The sequence below is a fragment of the Psychrobacter glacincola genome, assembly GCF_965118485.1.
Lineage (GTDB): Bacteria > Pseudomonadota > Gammaproteobacteria > Pseudomonadales > Moraxellaceae > Psychrobacter > Psychrobacter glacincola_D.
This window is the reverse complement of the sequence record NZ_CBCPJH010000011.1, coordinates 91520-109832: the sequence shown is the minus strand read 5'-3', so window position 1 is coordinate 109832 and position 18313 is coordinate 91520. Positions and strand designations below refer to the sequence as shown.

The following is an 18313-nucleotide window of genomic DNA, read 5'->3' as shown; positions in this document are numbered from 1 at the left end:
AATTTAATTTATCTGCCTTTGAGTTTTTATAATAAGAACGACTATTTAGGGTCGTAAACGGTCAGTGTTTCATAGCCTACACTACGACCTTCATCACCGAGAAATCCTTGCTGTCGCCATACCTCATATAAGCATATTGCCACACTATTCGACAGATTCAAACTGCGCGAATCTGCCAACATTGGCAGTCGCAGCCAATTGTCAGCGCCAATATCTTCACGTATATCATCTGCCAATCCCGCTGTTTCTGAGCCAAAAACCATCGCTATATTATGTCCTACAGACTCACTGTCTGCTTGTTTATCAACTTGCCCGCTAAAATCGTAGTCATAGAAAGGCTTACTTAACTTGGTCGTCAGCGCGGTGATTATATGACAGCCAGCTTCTTGCAGTGCCTGTTTTGCCATTGACCAATCGTCATGTACTTGCAGATCAGCATATTCATGATAATCCAATCCCGCACGGCGCAATTTTTTATCATCCAATTCAAACCCTAACGGCTTGACCAAATGTAGCTGTGCACCGCTATTGGCACACAGGCGAATGATATTACCTGTATTACTAGGCATTTTGGGCGCTACTAGCACAATATGAATGCTCATACTCTCTCCGTCGTTGCAATTGGGACTAAGGTTGTTATTCTGGCTTATATGGCAAAGGTAATTAAAAGTTACAGTTTACTGTCAATAATTACATTTTGATACTGGGCACTGATTTTAACTTTGATTATGATGGCTGTAACAGATAAAGGGATAATATAAAAATATTGTCATCGTCTGTTATCATTTTTCAGTGAAACTTAGGATACCTTTTAGATTTCACTGTTACCACACTACTTATATCTGTCTTTTTTGAGGAACACACTATGAAAAAATTAGTTATCGCATCTTTGGCTGCTATGTTTGTATTAACTGGTTGTAATACTTTTAAAGGTCTTGGTCAAGACGTATCAAGTGCTGGTAGCGCTGTAAGTGGTACTGCACAAGAAGTACAAAACAAAATCTAATTATTGAAATTGTTAGATTGCTTTTAAAGAGGCTTATCATTTATTTGGTAAGCCTTTTTTGTATTATTACTATTTTTTAGCATTAGCCAATCGATAAAAATATCCTATTATAAAAATTCTCTTAATATTTGATTGAGATATCTTTTACCAAGCTCGGTTGGTTGCAGATGTTGAGAATTATCTATTAGCAACCCTTGCTTAACCAATTGACTCACTTGTATTGCAATGCTGTCATAGCTAAGCCCTGTACGCGCTGTAAATAACGGCCAAGCAACCCCATCATGCAAACGTAAGACATTGAGCATAAACTCACTGACCAACTCGTCACTGGCAATTGCTTGCCAGCCAACCATTTTTGGTGCTGATATTAATGTATTGTCTTGCCGATCAACAGACTGATATTCCATATAGTCTTTTGGCATACGAGATTTACTAAAGCGATAGATAGCTGAACCATGGTTTTTATCATCAACGCTCCCTTCATTACCTATTACCTCATTGCTTATATTTTGTCTGATAATATCTTGCCCAATAGTAATTTTGCCATGAGCGCCCGCCCCGATTGCTAGATAATCACCAAACTGCCAGTAGTTGGTGTTATGACGACAAGGCTTATCTGCTGTCCCTGACCATGCCGACACTTCATAATTGTGATAGCCTAAATTCTGTAATAATTTTTGCCCTGCTTGTTCTATATCCGCCAAACGATCCTCATCAGGCAAAATTGGCTGACTGCGATAAAAGACGGTATTGGGCTCAATAGTCAGCTGGTACCAAGATATATGTGTCGCACCAGCATCGTGTGCCGTTTGAATATCCTTCAGCGCCTCATCCATAGTTTGCTCTGGTAATCCGTGCATCAAATCGACATTGACGCGCTCAAAGCCTGCCTCGCGTGCTGCTTTAATCGCAGATAACGCTTGAGCAGGATTATGAATACGTCCAAGCGTGGTTAATTGTTCAGCAGAAAAACTTTGCACACCTATCGATAGACGATTGATACCTACCGCTAAATACTCAGTAAATGGTGCATGCTCAAGAGTACCCGGATTTGCCTCCATCGTGACTTCAATGTCATGAGCAAATATAAAAATCTCGCGCAAACCATTAAATAAGCGCTGATACTGGACAATAGGCAGTAATGAAGGTGTACCGCCGCCAATAAAGATTGAGCTTATTTCACGCCCTTGGGCCAATACCTGCTGCATAGCAGCGTCTTCTAATAGCGCATCGACATACTCATCATACATAGACAGCTGACTGTCAATCGGTAACTCATGCGAATTAAAATCACAATAAGGGCATTTTTTCACGCACCACGGGATATGGATATATAACGCTAACGGAATGTCTGCCACCACGATGTCACTCTTATGAGCATCATAAAAAGGTTTTGTATGAGCAGATGGGTAACTTGATTTGATATTTGACATAAGCGGACTTATCTATAGATAGGTAACTGCCATCAATAGCAGAAAATACTGCTAGGATAACTTCTAAACAACGCAAAAAAAAGCCCAGCGTTAAGAAAATTCCATCATTAACAAGACAAATCATAAACGCTCCTATTAATAATGATTTGTTATAAGCAGAATAGCTGACAACATTTTATAAAAAAACATGCATAACCAACAATTATAAAAAGGATAATACCATGGCCTATTGGCTGATAAAATCTAATCCACGCTGTTTTAATATCAACGACTTACAACGTGCAGGCACCGAGATGTGGGATGGTGTACGTAATTACCGCGCACGCAACTTTATGCGCGATGATATGCAAGTGGGTGATAAAGCCTTATTTTATCATTCAAGCGCTAAGCCTTCTGGCGTAGCCGGTATCGTAACCATTAGCAAAGCTGGATATCCTGACACGACTCAGTTTCATCCGGAGCATCGGCACTATGACCCCAAAGCGACTGAAGAAAATCCGCGCTGGTATATGGTGGATGTGAGTTTTGAGCAAACCTTTAATGATATTTTGCCGCTATCAGAGCTAAAATTTTTGCCGGCGCTTGAAGATTGTTTATTACTCAGAAAGGGCTGTGAGCAATTAACCATCATTCCACTGGAGCCAAAACATTGGTATGCGATTCTGGATATGGCAGAAGAGCTGCATCTAATAGAGAATGCAGCGGACTCTATTTAAGTATTGATACGCTTGACCTGTAGTAAGCCACTCTAGAATATTGACATCATAGCTTCGCATCTTTACTATTCTATCAACTGATAACCTGTCAATTCATCATTTGAATTGACAGGTTATTTTTATTTTAGCGTCAGCGATTCTTTTCTACTCTGCTTATATATTCTTATTTAAAATGGGCTTGCTCATATTATTTATCGGAGTATTATCGTCGCACAAACCTCCTATTTTTCTGTCTCGCTATTGCTTTATTGATGCCCGTATTCGTTCATCAATAACCTTTAATTATCAAAAATAATTATCGCAAAGAATAAAAGTTGCTCATTATGGTTTTCCCGTTGTCTTTTGTAGATTTTAAAAGTTACAGTTTACGCTTAGGTATACTCGCACTTCCTATTTTAATCACCCAATTTTGTCAAGCAGCCCTCGGTGTTGTCGATGCTATCATGGCAGGTCAAGTCTCCGCACTTGATTTGGCTGCCGTCGCTGTCGGTTCTGGCATCTGGTTGCCGTTATTTTTACTCGCGACCGGTATTTTGATTGCCACCACACCCTTGATTGGTGAAGCCATCGGCAAAAACGATCTCAAACAAGTACCGCATATCACCCAACAATCATTATGGACAGCGGGTGTCATTGGTATCATTGGTTTTATCGTTGTCAATTTCGCACCCAATGTCCTGAGTGTTATGGGCGTCCCTGCCAATATACAACCGATAGCAACGCAGTACTTGCATGGGGTATCGTTTGGTTTCCCTGCAATTGCTGTTTATGCAGTATTACGTAGCTACTGTGAAGCACTCGGTCGCCCAGAGCCTGTGACGGTTATCAGTATCATCGGGCTACTTGCAGATATTCCACTTAACTATATTTTTATCCATGGTTTATTTGGTATGCCTGAGATGGGCGGTGCAGGTTGCGGGGTCGCAACTGCCATCGTTCTATGGATTAACGTTTTATTATTAGCAACTTACACCAGCTTTACTAAACGTCATCAATTTGCCAATACACGCTTTTTTTATGGTTTTTCTAGCCCCAATAAAGCACAAATCAAAAAACTTCTCAAACTGGGTATTCCTATTGGCGTCTCTATCTTTTTTGAAGCAAGCCTATTTAGCTTAGGCGCACTGGTCATCAGCCCACTCGGTGAGTTAGCAACTGCATCACATCAAGTTGCTTTATCAGTGACCTCACAGTTATTTATGATTCCCATCTCAGTCGCTATGGCACTGACTATTATGGTATCCAATCGCTTTGGTGAAAAGAACTTGATGGCACTGCGTCAAGTGCAAGCGACCGGTCTTATATGGACGGTGCTTATCGCATTTGCTTGTATGATTGGGGTTTGGTTATTTAGACCTCAATTGGCCGCGGCGTTTACTGACAACCCTGTGGTACGAGCACAAGCCATGCATCTGCTTATCTTTGCCCTTGCTTATCAGCTATTTGATGGCTGGCAAGTCAATGTCGCAGGGATATTACGCGGTATGCAAGATACCACCGTGCCTATGTGGGTGACGTTATTTTGCTACTGGATAGTGGCGCTGCCGCTTGGTATTTATCTCGTGCGCTTTACCGACCTTGGCCCGCAAGGTTTTTGGATGGCTTTAATTACAGGGCTATTTTTATCATCCATTTTATTGACCATACGCTTGCGCTATCAACAAAAGCGCTTATTGGCAATGTGGGGTTAAAAATGCTGGATTTATCTAAAGTGTATTGCTGACAATCATCACTGGCACTCACAAGCCACATAGACTATGATAAATCCTTGAGCATTTCTTTCTCAAACACGTGCTTACGTCATAATATGTAAAAAAACTCAGTTAACAACTGTACATCGATTGCTCATTGCCGTGAATATAGGTATCATTAGCAATTATCTGCACAATATTTAGTTACACTATTTTCTCGAATTTGGCACAAGGCAAACATAAAACTATGGATATTGAAAGAATACGCACCCTTATTGCACTCATGGAAGAAAGCGAACTGGTGAATTTAGAAATTAGCTCAGATGATGAGCATATCAGTTTGACTCGTCACTATGATGCCCCTGCTCCAACCATGATGGCCGCTCCTACTGCTGGCGCTGTTCCTATTGCCGATGAAGCGAAGCCTGCTGGCAAAGCCGGTAGCGTTGAGACCTCGCCTATGGTTGGCGTTTATTATTCAGCCCCTAGTCCTAATGATCCACCGTTTATTAAGGTTGGGCAAAAAGTACAGGCTGGTGATACGCTTGGCATCATCGAGGCGATGAAAATCATGAATCCTCTTGAAGCGACGCAAAGCGGTGTCATTGATGAGATTTTGGTCACGAACTCTGAAGTTGTACAGTTTGGTCAGCCTATCGTACGCTATAAAGCGTAACCTTATTCGCCAATCTTTACCCCGTTATGATAGAGAGTTCGCTATCGTATTTCTGCCGCGTTATTACACCATATCGTTACTTAGGCTATTTCAATTTAATAATCCTTAGTTTCGTAATTTTTTATTCTAATAATAAGGTTTGATAACGCCAAGATAGCGACTCTATCAATAAACGCCGCTTCAACAAGGATGACCCCATGATAAAAAAACTGCTCATCGCCAATAGAGGTGAGATTGCCCTACGTATCGTTCGCGCTTGTAAAGCCCTTGGTATCGAAACCGTCGGCATTTATTCTACCGCTGATGCCAACCTGATGCACTTACGCTTTGTCGATGAAGCTATCTGTATCGGTAAGCCTAATGCCAATCAAAGCTATCTTGACATCAATACCATTTTGACTGCGGCTGAAATCACTGGCGCTGACGCCATTCATCCCGGTTATGGTTTTTTGGCTGAAAATGCTGAATTTGCTGAACGCGTCGAAGAAGCGGGTTTAACCTTTGTCGGTCCTACTGCAGATCATATTCGTCTGATGGGCAATAAGGTTTCTGCTATCAATGCTATGAAAAAAGCAGGTGTACCGACCGTACCGGGTTCAGTGGGTGCTGTAACTCTACATAATGCTGAAGAGCAAGCGCGCAATATTGGCTTTCCGTTGTTGATTAAAGCGGCATCTGGTGGCGGTGGTCGTGGTATGCGTGTAGTTGAGCGCTTTGAAGAGATCATCGGTCAGGTACAAGCGGCTAAGCAAGAAGCTGAATTGTGGTTCGGTGATGACACGGTGTATATGGAGCGTTATCTTCAAAACCCGCGACATGTAGAAATACAGGTATTAGGCGACGGCAATGGTAATGCCATTCATTTATATGACAGAGATTGCTCATTACAGCGTCGTCATCAAAAAGTTTTAGAAGAAGCCCCTGCCCCTGATATCCCTGACGATGTCCGTCAGCCTATCTTGGATGCTTGTGTAAAAGCGTGTAAGCTGGTCAAATATCGCGGCGCTGGTACTTTTGAATTTTTATTTGAAAATAATGAATATTTCTTCATTGAGATGAACACTCGTGTGCAGGTTGAGCATACCATTACTGAGATGATTACAGGTATTGATGTGGTCGTTGAGCAGCTAAAAATCGCAGCAGGATATGGTTTATCTTATCGTCAAAGCGAGATCGAAATTCAAGGTCATGCGATCGAATGTCGTATCAATGCTGAAGATCCAGTAACGTTTATGCCATCACCTGGTACGGTTACTCAGCTGTATTCACCTAGTGGGGCTGGTGTGCGCTTTGACTCACATCTTTATCCTGGCTATGAAATTCCAAGTTACTATGATTCTTTGATTGGTAAGCTCATCTGTCATGGTCAAACGCGTCAGCAAGCAATTTCTAAAACGCTACAGGCACTTGACGAGTTGGTTATCGAAGGTATTAAAACCAACATTTCAATGCATCGTGATGTGATTTTAGCAGATGATAATTTTATCCATGAAGCACAAAATATTCATTATCTCGAAAGAGAGCTATTAACTGAGAAGAAGAAAGTAGATTCGATATAACTATTAAATTCCTCTTATATTAATCGCAGTTATCATAAAAAAACCGCTATCTAAACAAAGATAGCGGTTTTTTTATGGTAGGTAATTTTATCAAAAATGGTGATAACTATAACTGGCTACGGCAGGATTCTATTAAAGTTCATAAAACATTCTGTTCCATCAGGGTCGGCGCACCACTGCATTTTATTACCATCATGATTTAAAAATGCAATCAGCGCCTCGTCAGTCTGGTCTACCTGATTGCCTGAGCAATCTACCTCATTATTATCATAGACTGTCTTGATGGCGATAATAGGCAATCCTTCTTCACGATGGGTCACCAAGTAACGACCGTACGTCCACTCCTTACCGCTTACTGACCACATCTCATTATCGGCAGCAAAGTTATACAACTCACGGCATTGACTAGATTGCGCTGCTGCTGCCATCATTTTTTTATTGGTATTGGATTGAATATTAATGCTGCGCTTCTCGTCTTGGGTCAGTAGCCCAGCACCAGCATCGACTTTCGGTTCATTGGTTTTTATATTTTCACTGCTCTTTGACGCCGCTCGCCGAGCTGCGGCTTCTTTAGTCATGGTGATATTGCTATTTAAATCAATCTCCCACTGACCAGCGATGGCAGGACTAATATGAGTCGTAATTGTCGGCTTATCAACCTCTTCACCATTTACTGGCAGTGATGCCAAAATAGCAGCTAATGAAAATGACGCAAATGAGATAGGTTCCATAATTAACCTTTTTATTTATGTTTTAATAATAATTAATATTTACATTAGCGTAAGTCTTGGACATCAAAAATACAAGTAACATTATGCTATTAGTCTAAGATTGTGCAGTAAAAAATTATTATTTATTAAAAATAATAACGCCATAGCGGTGCTTGTTAAAACAAGGCGCTATGGCGTTATTAAGATAAACTGTAATTTTATAGTTAACTTATACTAAGCAGCAACGCTGTTTACTGCTTGAGCAAAGGCTGATAATGCGCCTTTTAACATTGCTGAAACTGTACTACTACAAGTACCGATACCTGAATACACTTCACCATCGACATTTAGCTGGATATAAGCTGCCGCATGGGCATTGGTTTTGTTATCGTTATTATTGTCATCGTCGATACCATTGCCGCTATTGTGCTGCGGATTAATCGCATGTTCAGCATAATTGATAACATGGATAGCTTTACCTGTATGCTGCGCTAAGCCATCGATGAACGAAGATAATGGACCGTTACCTTTACCATCAATAGTAATGGTATCGCCATTCATCTGTACTTGACCATCAAAGTAGACATCACCGCCTTTATTATTGACCGTATAATCTAAAAGCTCAAAGCTACCTTGCTGTAGATAAGTGTCTTCAAAAGTTTGTAAAATCTCATCATTCTGCAATTCGCGCGCCGCGGTTTCAGCTTGTTTTTGTACCACGCCACTAAAGTCGATTTGCATCCAACGTGGCAAGTTGAAACCGTAGTTACGCTGCAAGATATATGCAACGCCCCCTTTGCCTGACTGACTGTTGATACGTACCACATCCTGATAGCTGCGACCAATATGAGCTGGATCAATTGGCAAATAAGCCACATCCCAGATATTTTCAGTTTTCTCAACATGTTGTTCATTATAGTCGAGGCATTTTTTGATAGCATCTTGATGCGAGCCACTAAAAGCCGTAAATACCAGTTCACCCACATAAGGATGGCGCGGATGTAGAGGTAAGTTATTACATTCACTTACGACTTGTACAATTTCACTCATATTACTAAAATCAAGCTCAGGATCGATACCTTGGCTAAATAAGTTCATCGCCATGACCATAACATCCATATTGCCGGTACGCTCGCCATTACCAAGTAAGGTACCCTCGATGCGATCAGCGCCAGCAAGTACACCAAGCTCGGCTGCCGCAACTGCGCAGCCGCGGTCATTATGCGTATGTAGACTAACCGTCACATGCTCGCGTTTGGCAAGGTTACGGCAAAAATACTCGACTTGGTCAGCGAATACATTGGGTGTTGATGCCTCAACCGTTGCAGGTAAGTTTAGAATAACCTCTTGACCATTTTCAGGCTTCCAGATATCACAAACAGCGTCACAGACTTCTACGGCATACTCAGTCTCAGTTTGGCTAAAGCTCTCTGGCGAATACTGGAATACCCATTCTGTTTCAGGATATTTAGCAGCATATTCGACCAATAATTTTGCGCCAGTAATCGCAATTTCTTTGATTTCAGCTTTATCTTTACCGTATACTTTTTCGCGCTGGATACGACATGTTGAGTTATAAACGTGAACGATAGCACGTTTAGCACCTTTTAAAGATTCAAAAGTACGTGCAATCAAATGCTCACGCGCCTGTACCAACACTTGCAAAGTCACATCAGCTGGGACATGACTTTCTTCAATTAATTTGCGAGCAAAATCAAATTCGACTTGCGCCGCTGATGGAAAACCAATTTCAATCTCTTTAAAACCCACACCAACCAAGGTCTCAAAAAAGCGCATTTTTTGCTCAATGGTCATCGGATCAATCAGCGCTTGATTGCCATCACGCAGATCCACACTTGCCCATATCGGTGATTTCTCAAGCGTTTTGCTCGGCCATGTGCGATCTGGTAACAGTGGCGCAAATGCAAAAGGACGATATTTACGGAAATCGAAAGCGGCATTTTTTGGTGTAATCTTTGCAGCAGATGCTACAGGGCGTGTTGTTTGGTCAGACATAATCAATCCTTAGATGGCATGAGGGTTATATTTTTAATGAGGCAATCAATGCCAAAATCCTACTTTATCATACGAGATAATACGAATTTATGCCATTATAATAACAAAGTTTGTGAAGTGTATATCCGCTTTATAACGAGTATATTTAAACAAAATTAGTGAAATAATATAATTTAATGATTATAATTAGTGTAATTCCCTAATATTATAACTTCCTATGCAACATACTCACTCTAGAACTCTATTAGCCGCAGATATTGATGATACCGATAGACGCCTATTGCGCTTATTGCAGACCGATGCCCGTATAAGCATTACTGAGCTTGCTGAGCGGGTCAATCTATCGGCAACACCATGTGCGCGTAGACTCAAGCGCTTAGAAGATAGTGGCGTTATCACAGGTTATCATACCCAAACCGATGCCCAAAAACTCGGTTATCCTTTAGCTGTATTCATCGCCATTAGCATGGATCGTCATACCGCCGATCGTTTTGAGCAGTTCGAAGATAAAATCCAAAGTTTTGATGAGGTGATTAGCTGTAGTATTGTCACCGGTCGCACCGAAGACTACCTTATTAAAGTGCGCGTACGCGATATGGCACATTATGAGGAATTTTTATTACACAGGTTAAATCGTATCGAGGGCGTGGCACAAGTACATACCAGTTTTGAGCTGCGCGAAGTGTTTAATCGCGGCATGCTGTAAGTGCAGTATAAAAACGATATAGCAGGACTGGTATGGGTTTATCCACTTAAACGCTTGCTCTTGTTAGTAGAGTTGATTGACGCCAAAAAAAGAATACTAAAGCCAATCCTATCAGCAGTCCCACAGCGGCTACCAATAACCCTGCATTAAAATTATCATTTTCCCCCGCCAGTGCTACCGTCACTAATGGACCTACAAATTGCCCTAACGCATATGCCAATGTTGCCAGTCCCATTAACAGATTAGAGTAAATCGGATTAATATTCTTCATTAAGGTAAGCGTCATAGAAACCATACCGACGAAAGTTAATCCCAAAATCATAGCATTAGCATATAAGCCAATAGCCCCATCAATCCCTATTGGCAAATACATGCCAAGCGCTTGCAATAAGGTTAAACCCATTAAGGTTTTGATCTCACCAATACGCTTGGCAAGTGCGCCCCATATCGGATTTGAGAGCATGGCAAAAATACCCACCACCAACCAAATAGACAATCCGGCATAGGCTTGTGTTGTCAAACGTTGGGCTGCCATAACTGGCAGAAAGGTTGCCGAGGTAATATAGCCAAACCCTGCTAGCATATAGCTAGCTAGTAGCAAAGCGATAGGCTTGCTATGACCTGCAGCTGCCTCATATAAAGAGCGTTTAAAATTGATATAGGTTTGGCGAATTGAAGATGTCTGATGATTATGAGGCTGTGAGGTAATAGAATCTGTCGGACGGATGGCATATAGCAGCCACAAGAGAGGTAAGCTTATCAGACCAGCATTCAGCCATATCATCTCAAAATGATAGCCAATAGACAATAACCACCATGTTAATATGGCAGAGGCGCTGATACCAACGCCAATACCCCCATAATGTACCGCTGAGAGCACCGAGCGGCGCTCATGATTGAAGCTTTGAATAACTAACGATGAGCTTAAAATCATCGCTACACCGCTTGCGATACCTGACACTAGCCGAATGACATACCATAGATTTAATGACATATTTGGCACGACTAACAGCGTCGTAGTGATGACACTGACGGTCGTCCATAAGATAAGCATACGCCATGTCAAACGCTGCGGCACAAACATCGAAATGAAAGCACCGATAAAGTAACCAATATAATTGATGGAAGCCAGCCAGCCAGCTATGGTCGTCGATAGCGGCAATTGGGTCATAATATCAGGCAGGGTTGCTGTAAATAAAAAGCGCCCAAACCCCATCACTACTGCCATACAGTACATACCAATCAACGCAATCGCCGTTTCATTGGTGATACTCATAGCAGCACGGCTTTTGAGAGCAGTCATCATGACAGAGCCATTTTGTGGCAGTAAGCACACAATCCTTTGTGTTAAAACAGTTAAAAGCAATGATAAGCAGGTGATTATTTACAGTACGAACTACGCATTACATACTGTACTGACTCAGTTGCTTAATCTTATGTTACCTACTAAAAAGCATCTAGAATTAAAAGCTATTTATATCTGTATGTTTTATTACTAAACCGTTTCAGCGTGTCCCAGCATCTGCACGCGCTGATCACTAAACATATCCATATCAGGGGCAAGCGTGCGCATAAAACGATCAAAATATAGCATCTGCTTGGTCAATAAAGCAAAATCACGTGGAAAATGAATACCATGACGCTTACCAACGTCAACAATTTCAAGCATCATTTTATTGAGTTCATCAGCTTGCTCTTTGGTATTAAAAGGCACACCACTGGTAAAGGCTCTATCCTCTGCCATGATGGACTTCATCATACGCTGCAAGTCATCACCCAATGCCACGACATCGACCTGATTGTCGTCATGAGTCATTTCCATATCGACCATATTACGCGCCATCGCATAATAATCATTATCTTGCATCGCTTGCATCATGCCCATGCAGGCACGCCAGCTTTCAGCTTTTAATTTACCGACGATACCAAAATCTAAAAACCCAATACGTCCATCAGTTAGCAGCATAAGATTACCTGCATGCAAATCCGCGTGGAAGCTATTACAAAGCATCAGGCTTGCAAACCACGTATTTAGCGTATCAGCCATTACTTGTGCAGGGTCAGCACAGTATTGACGCATCAGAGACTCATCTACCATAGAAACGCCATATAAGCGGCTCATGGTCAGCACACGCTTGGTAGTCAGCGCTTCGTATACAGTTGGTGCAACGACGCGCGTGTTGCCCGATACTGCCAAAAACTGCTGAAAATCACGAATATTTTGCGCTTCAGCAATAAAATCTGTCTCTGCAAGCATCCGCAGACGAATCTCATCGATAATTGGTGCAATACTGGCAAATTTCATCGATGGCATCAGCAGCTCAACCAGTTTTGTCACGCCATGCAATACGCCTAAATCCGTTTGCATGATGGTCTCAACGCCAGGTTTTTGCACCTTTAATACGACCTCATCCCCATTATGCAAGCGTGCGGCATGGACTTGTGCGATAGACGCAGATGCCAATGGTTTTGAGTCAATATGCGCAAACGTATCTTCAAGGGTCAGTCCATCAACGGCCAACTCTTCTTTTAAAACCTGCTCGATATAAGCATAAGACAGTGGCGTCGTTTGATCCAAGCAACTTTGAAAGGCTTGTACATATTCGCGCGGAAATAATGACGGTGTACTAGCAATAAACTGTCCTATTTTGATATAGGTAGTACCCAACTGCTCAAAGGTTTCTTTAAGCAGCATCGCATCAGGTTTTTCACCTTTTGCCACTCTAAGCGCTGATAAACCGGCGACACTTGCCGTTTGACGAACACGATTAACGACATTAAAGGTATGCTTTAATAAATGCGGACGATGTATTTTCATAAAAACAACTGTGCTTATATAAAGGATGTTTGAGGATGGGTGATGATAGCGATCAAAAGACAAGCGATCAAAATTAACAAATATGATTGCAAATAGGACACTCTACGTCTTTTCGATAGCCCATCAATCGTTGCTGCATCTGACTACCATCCCATATTAACAGCTTATTCTTTAGTGGGTTTTTAGTTAAACCTAAATATTGTAGAGCAGCATTAGCTTGCAAATTACCCATTATAGCTGTGGTACTAGCAAGCACTCCTGAATTGGCACAAGTACGCTCATCAGCTACGGCATCTAATACCACCGAACCAAATACGCAGTGATAGCAGCCGGTATCTAAATGTGGCTCATACAGTGCCAACTGCCCTTGCATGGCAATAGCTGATGCCGATAATAACGGAATCTGATAACGCACACTAATACGATTAATGATATCGCGAGTCGCAAAATTATCTGTGCAGTCTAATAGCAAATCTGGCTTACTAGATACCATATCAAATAACTCATAAGCATTGTCTTCACTCAGACGCGCCACTGTACCGCGAGCAGTTATCAAAGGATTGATACGCTCTAGCATCTTAGCAGCTGTCAGTGCCTTAGGCTTACCGATGTCTTCAGGTAAAAATAGCGTTTGCCGCTGTAAATTACTGGCTTCAATTACATCATCATCAATCAGATGAACGTACCCAAGTCCCGCACGCACTAAGGTTTCAGAAGCCGGACAGCCAAGACCGCCTGCACCTATCATGATGATACGCGATGATTTTAGTCTTAATTGGGCATCAATATCCCAACCATCTAATAATATCTGCCGCGCATAACGCAGTAGCTCATCGTCTAATAACATCTCTGTTTCTACAAGCTCACTCATATTTACGACCATTACTTAAGATTAAAGCGCATATTTAATAAACTGTCCAAGCGTTACTCTATCGTTGCCACCAAAATCTTTAATCGTTTGTACATCAGCAAAGTTATTATCAATAAACAATTGATGTACTACTAACCCTTGATCAAAGCCGTGCTCAATCGCCAGTAGTCCGCCTTCTTGCAAATATTTTGGTGCATATTTAATAATGTGCTCAATATCAGCTAAGCCCTGATTGGACGCACTTAAAGCACTAATTGGCTCTGCTAACAAACCAGCCAAATGCTCATCTGCTTCATCAATATAAGGCGGGTTAGAGACAATCACATCAAATAGTTGTTCATCTTGAGTAGACAGCGCCTCATACCAAGTACTATAGACAAATTCAACATCTACCCCATTACTGACAGCATTATGCTGAGCCACCTTTAAAGCCTCTGTTGATAGATCAACAGCAACGACTTGCCAGCTTACTTGTTTCAATTTACGAGCCAGCTTTAACTCATGGGCAAGACTAATAGCAATACAACCAGAACCCGTGCCCAAATCAAGCAGACGCTTATTGCTAGTATCAGCATTAGGCACAAGCTCTTTATCAGCAGTATTTATCCAATGCAGTACTTGTTCAACTAAGACTTCAGTATCCGGTCTCGGTATAAGCGTATGCTCATTCACTTTAAAATCAAGCGACCAGAATTCCTGTTTGTTCGTTAAATAAGCCAACGGTATGCCCTGCTGCATTTTGGTCACGCCAGCATTGAATTGTGCAAGCTCTGTAGCACTCAGCTGATAATCTTTATCCATCATTAAAAACAGCGCTGGCTTATCAATGACAAACAAGAGCCAATCTGTTATCCAAAATACTGGAACCGCTAAATCTTTAGCAGTTTGCATTGCTTGCTGTTTTATTTGCTCTACTGTCATATCTGCTGCTTTAGGCGCTGTCATAAACGATTCTTAATAGTTATATGCATTTTATCCTTTGTACTCTCCATTCTATTCAGAAGCGCGTGGTGGCTCATTGGTATTTGATAAGTTAGGGTTGGCTTTGACTAATTCAATACCTTTGCTATCTCCACTATTATTATCGTCATCACTATAGATATCATCGTTATCACCAATGACAATATACTTATCAACATAATAAATAAGCGCTAAAATAGGAATACCAATTAAAAAGGTGAAGATAAAGAAGAATTGATAGTTAGTATTATCAACGATAGTGCCGGAATAACCACCTAAGACCTTGGGTAATAAAGTCATCAATGAAGAAAAAATCGCATACTGTACAGCGGTGAAACGAATGGAGGTCAATGCTGACAAAAAGGCAATGAATACAGCACTGGCAAGACCAGCGGCCAAATTATCAAGACTCACTGCCAAATACATATAAGGCAAACTACCTGGATGATAGGTCAATAGAACAAATAGTAGATTGGTCACGCAGGCGAGGATCGCCCCAACCATCATGGCACGCATGATGCGCATTCTTTGTGCTAATAATCCACCTAAAAAGCCACCGGCAATGGCCATAATGACCCCGAATAACTTCACCGCATTGGCAATCTCAATCTTAGTAAAACCCATATCTAAGTAGAAAACATTGGAGATTACTCCAGCGACAATGTCAGAGACACGGTAGAGACCAACTAATGCCAGCAATAGCAATGCTTTTTTACCATAACGACGGAAGAAATCAGCAATAGGCTCAACCCACATCTGCATGGCCATTTGTTTTTTTACCACACCCGCTTTTACTAAACCATAACCAATGATCACAGCAGCGGCTAAGCTTAATGCTAGGTGTACTACCTCTAACAAGAATCCCAGCACTGCACTGTCAGTTTCGGGCAGTAGCGCACCAGCGGTAATAAATGCCCAGACAAAACCAGAAACAGATAAGACAAATACTAAAAATAAACGCGCGTAGTCTGATGTTTTGCGAGGCATCTGAAGCTGATCGCCGTCTGGTGTATTGGTAGTGAGCACCTGACTAGTAGCAGGCTCATGAATAATCAAGGTGGTTACAACGCCCGCTCCCATGACTGCTGCCATGACCCAATAGGTGTTACGCCACGCTTCATAGCTATACAAGGATTCGGTAGAGCCAAAATAATCAGCCAAATACAATGCCCCAGCTCCCGCGACAATCATGCCTATACGGTAGCCTGCGACATACATGGCAGACAATACTGCTTGGAGGCTAGGTGGTGCCAGCTCAATACGATACGCATCAACCACGATATCTTGCGTCGCTGATGAGAATCCGAGCAGTACCGCACCAACTGCCATCAGCGTGAGACTATCCTCAGTAATCGGGTTGACACTTGCCATGATACAAATCGCCAGAATGATTAATAGCTGTGCGACCAATATCCAAGCACGCCGACGACCCAGCAGTTTGGTCAATATCGGCAAGGGCACCGCATCGACCAAAGGCGCCCAAATAAACTTAAACGAATAGCCAAGCGCTGCCCAACTAAACATCGTCACGACGCCACGATCAATCCCTGCTTCACGTAGCCACAATGACAGACTGGAGAAAATGAGCATAATAGGAATGCCAGCGAAAAAGCCCAAGAACAGCATGATCATCGCGCGGCGGTCAAGATAAGCTTTAGCCGCCTCACCCCATGGTTTTTTGACGACTGGAGGATTAGGCGAAATAGGTTGGACAGCAGACATAGAAAATCACCGAAAATTTAGACAAAAATACGACAGCGCGCTATCTTTTATCCAAAAATATTATCTACTGGCAGTCTTCTATTGCTACTATCAGGATAAAAAAGGACAAAAAATTGCCTAGCTCTGTACAAAGAAAATGACATTTGCTGCAAAAGTGAATAATGGTACTTGAGAACGTCTATCTTGACTAGGTGTTTTTGCATTAACTGCTTGATTGAGCTTCTCGGCTACACTCTATAGCCTGCCTTGTTAATTCAATGTATCTTAACCTTTCTCGACTATAAACCACCCTCTGCTATTTATAAAACTTCCCATCAAACCTCTGTATAAGAGGCAGATGAACAACCTTTTTATATTCCATATATGTATAAATAGATACCTATTTATTATATACAAGAATAATAACTATAATCTACACTATGTTCTTGTTATATTTTTTGGGCTTTAGCTTTTATAAAGACGACTGACGCTTTATATAATGGAATTAATTTATGGCAATCGACGTAGTAGTCAATCAACGACATTTACAAATTCAACTCAAGCAGTTGGAGACAGTGTGGCATACCGTAATTAATGGCTATAATTTAAGTCAGGCAGCCACAGTATTGCACACCAGCCAATCAAGTCTATCAAAGCATATCGCGGCGCTTGAAAATCAGCTTAAAACCGAAGTGTTCGTGCGTCAAGGCAAACGATTAACCGGACTTACTACAATGGGCACTGCGCTCATGCCGCATATCGAATCTATTTTTGCCGAGATTCGCACCATTGAAAACTTAAGCTTAGATTTCAATAATCCCAATATTGGCACACTGACGATTGCAACGACTCACACACAAGCGCGTTATGTCCTGCCAGAGGTAGTGAAAGCGTTTAAAGAGCTTTTTCCTAAGGTTAATCTAATTCTACAGCAAGCCGATCCCGAAACCATCGCTCAGATGGTGATACGTGGACAAGCTGATATTGGCATTGCCACTGAGTCTTTATTGCATAATAACTATCTACGTTGTTATCGCTATTATGATTGGACGCATCGCGTTATTGTGCCAAGCGACCATGAACTTGCCGGCTTGACTTCTATTGACTTGCCTACCCTTGCCAGTTATCCGATTGTGACTTATCACGGCGGTTTTACCGGACGCGGCGCGATTGACAAGACCTTTAGTGACGCAGGCCTTGAGCCAGATATTGTACTCGCCGCACTTGATGCCGATGTGATTAGCACCTATGTAGGCTTAGGTTTGGGGATTGGTATTATTGCAGAAATGGCGTTTGAGCCAAGTCATTATCAGAACTTAACGGCGATACCAGTTGACCATTTCGGGCGTTTTACCAGTTGGATGGCGGTACGTGATGATGCGGAGATTCGTCAATATGGACGTGCCTTTATGGAGCTATGCCAAAAGCAATTTAGTCAGTAGTCTTGTTA

16 protein-coding genes are annotated in these 18313 nt (G+C 41.8%); 7 read left to right on the top strand and 9 right to left on the bottom strand.

The features are described from left to right. Positions 1–41: 41 nt before the first annotated feature. On the bottom strand, positions 42–602 hold the full coding sequence (locus tag ACMHKH_RS06165) for a tRNA (cytidine(34)-2'-O)-methyltransferase (RefSeq protein ID WP_413519765.1): 561 nt from the start codon (positions 600–602) through the stop codon (positions 42–44). A gap of 263 nt (positions 603–865) precedes the next feature. Between ACMHKH_RS06165 and ACMHKH_RS06160 the strand changes: the two genes are divergently transcribed. Next, entirely contained in the window at positions 866–1006 is a 141-nt protein-coding gene (locus tag ACMHKH_RS06160) for an entericidin A/B family lipoprotein (protein WP_011280495.1), read from the top strand. Between the two features lie 107 nt (positions 1007–1113). Here the strand turns inward: ACMHKH_RS06160 and hemW are convergent, their stop codons facing one another. Next, positions 1114–2439 (bottom strand): radical SAM family heme chaperone HemW, encoded by a 1326-nt coding sequence (gene hemW, locus ACMHKH_RS06155; protein WP_413519764.1) that lies wholly within the window; start codon positions 2437–2439, stop codon positions 1114–1116. 221 nt (positions 2440–2660) lie between these two features. On the opposite strand from hemW, the gene ACMHKH_RS06150 reads away from it, so the two are divergent. The 4 genes from ACMHKH_RS06150 (at position 2661) to accC (ending at position 7081) form a co-directional block, all read left to right on the top strand. Then, positions 2661–3155 carry an EVE domain-containing protein gene (locus tag ACMHKH_RS06150; RefSeq protein WP_413519763.1) on the top strand — a complete coding sequence of 165 codons (495 nt, stop codon included), beginning with the start codon at positions 2661–2663 and terminating at the stop codon, positions 3153–3155. A 323-nt stretch (positions 3156–3478) separates the two neighbouring features. Continuing rightward, on the top strand, positions 3479–4846 hold the full coding sequence (locus ACMHKH_RS06145; protein WP_413519768.1) for an MATE family efflux transporter: 1368 nt from the start codon (positions 3479–3481) through the stop codon (positions 4844–4846). Between the two features lie 247 nt (positions 4847–5093). Continuing rightward, complete coding sequence (gene accB / locus ACMHKH_RS06140) at positions 5094–5522, top strand: acetyl-CoA carboxylase biotin carboxyl carrier protein (RefSeq protein ID WP_413519762.1); 429 nt, start codon at positions 5094–5096, stop codon at positions 5520–5522. Between the two features lie 197 nt (positions 5523–5719). Beyond that, complete coding sequence (accC, locus tag ACMHKH_RS06135) at positions 5720–7081, top strand: acetyl-CoA carboxylase biotin carboxylase subunit (RefSeq protein ID WP_413519761.1); 1362 nt, start codon at positions 5720–5722, stop codon at positions 7079–7081. A 116-nt stretch (positions 7082–7197) separates the two neighbouring features. Here the strand turns inward: accC and ACMHKH_RS06130 are convergent, their stop codons facing one another. Together ACMHKH_RS06130 and leuA are read right to left on the bottom strand one after the other, a co-directional pair. Further along, the gene (locus tag ACMHKH_RS06130) at positions 7198–7812 is read right to left on the bottom strand and encodes a hypothetical protein (protein ID WP_413519760.1); all 615 of its coding nucleotides are present in this window, start codon (positions 7810–7812) and stop codon (positions 7198–7200) included. A 213-nt stretch (positions 7813–8025) separates the two neighbouring features. Then, the gene (gene leuA / locus ACMHKH_RS06125) at positions 8026–9807 is read right to left on the bottom strand and encodes a 2-isopropylmalate synthase (RefSeq protein WP_413519759.1); all 1782 of its coding nucleotides are present in this window, start codon (positions 9805–9807) and stop codon (positions 8026–8028) included. A gap of 217 nt (positions 9808–10024) precedes the next feature. Between leuA and ACMHKH_RS06120 the strand changes: the two genes are divergently transcribed. Further along, the gene (locus tag ACMHKH_RS06120) at positions 10025–10513 is read left to right on the top strand and encodes an Lrp/AsnC family transcriptional regulator (RefSeq protein ID WP_413519758.1); all 489 of its coding nucleotides are present in this window, start codon (positions 10025–10027) and stop codon (positions 10511–10513) included. 46 nt (positions 10514–10559) lie between these two features. On the opposite strand, the gene ACMHKH_RS06115 is transcribed toward ACMHKH_RS06120, so the two are convergent. From ACMHKH_RS06115 to ACMHKH_RS06095, 5 genes are all read right to left on the bottom strand, one after another. Further along, a complete protein-coding gene (locus ACMHKH_RS06115) occupies positions 10560–11819 on the bottom strand; it encodes a YbfB/YjiJ family MFS transporter (protein WP_413519757.1) in 1260 nt (419 codons plus the stop codon). Between the two features lie 189 nt (positions 11820–12008). Beyond that, entirely contained in the window at positions 12009–13331 is a 1323-nt protein-coding gene (locus ACMHKH_RS06110) for an ABC1 kinase family protein (RefSeq protein WP_413519756.1), read from the bottom strand. A gap of 73 nt (positions 13332–13404) precedes the next feature. Continuing rightward, positions 13405–14202, bottom strand: a complete 798-nt coding sequence (locus ACMHKH_RS06105) for a HesA/MoeB/ThiF family protein (RefSeq protein ID WP_413519755.1) — start codon at positions 14200–14202, stop codon at positions 13405–13407. A 21-nt stretch (positions 14203–14223) separates the two neighbouring features. Continuing rightward, the gene (gene prmC, locus ACMHKH_RS06100; protein ID WP_413519754.1) at positions 14224–15147 is read right to left on the bottom strand and encodes a peptide chain release factor N(5)-glutamine methyltransferase; all 924 of its coding nucleotides are present in this window, start codon (positions 15145–15147) and stop codon (positions 14224–14226) included. A 48-nt stretch (positions 15148–15195) separates the two neighbouring features. Beyond that, positions 15196–16884, bottom strand: coding sequence for an AmpG family muropeptide MFS transporter (locus ACMHKH_RS06095; protein WP_413519753.1), 1689 nt, complete (start codon positions 16882–16884; stop codon positions 15196–15198). A gap of 491 nt (positions 16885–17375) precedes the next feature. Here ACMHKH_RS06095 and ACMHKH_RS06090 point away from each other — a divergent pair, with 491 nt between their 5' ends. Further along, positions 17376–18305: a LysR substrate-binding domain-containing protein gene (locus ACMHKH_RS06090; protein ID WP_413519752.1), complete on the top strand. Its 930-nt coding sequence runs from the start codon at positions 17376–17378 to the stop codon at positions 18303–18305. The last annotated feature ends 8 nt before the right edge of the window (positions 18306–18313 follow it).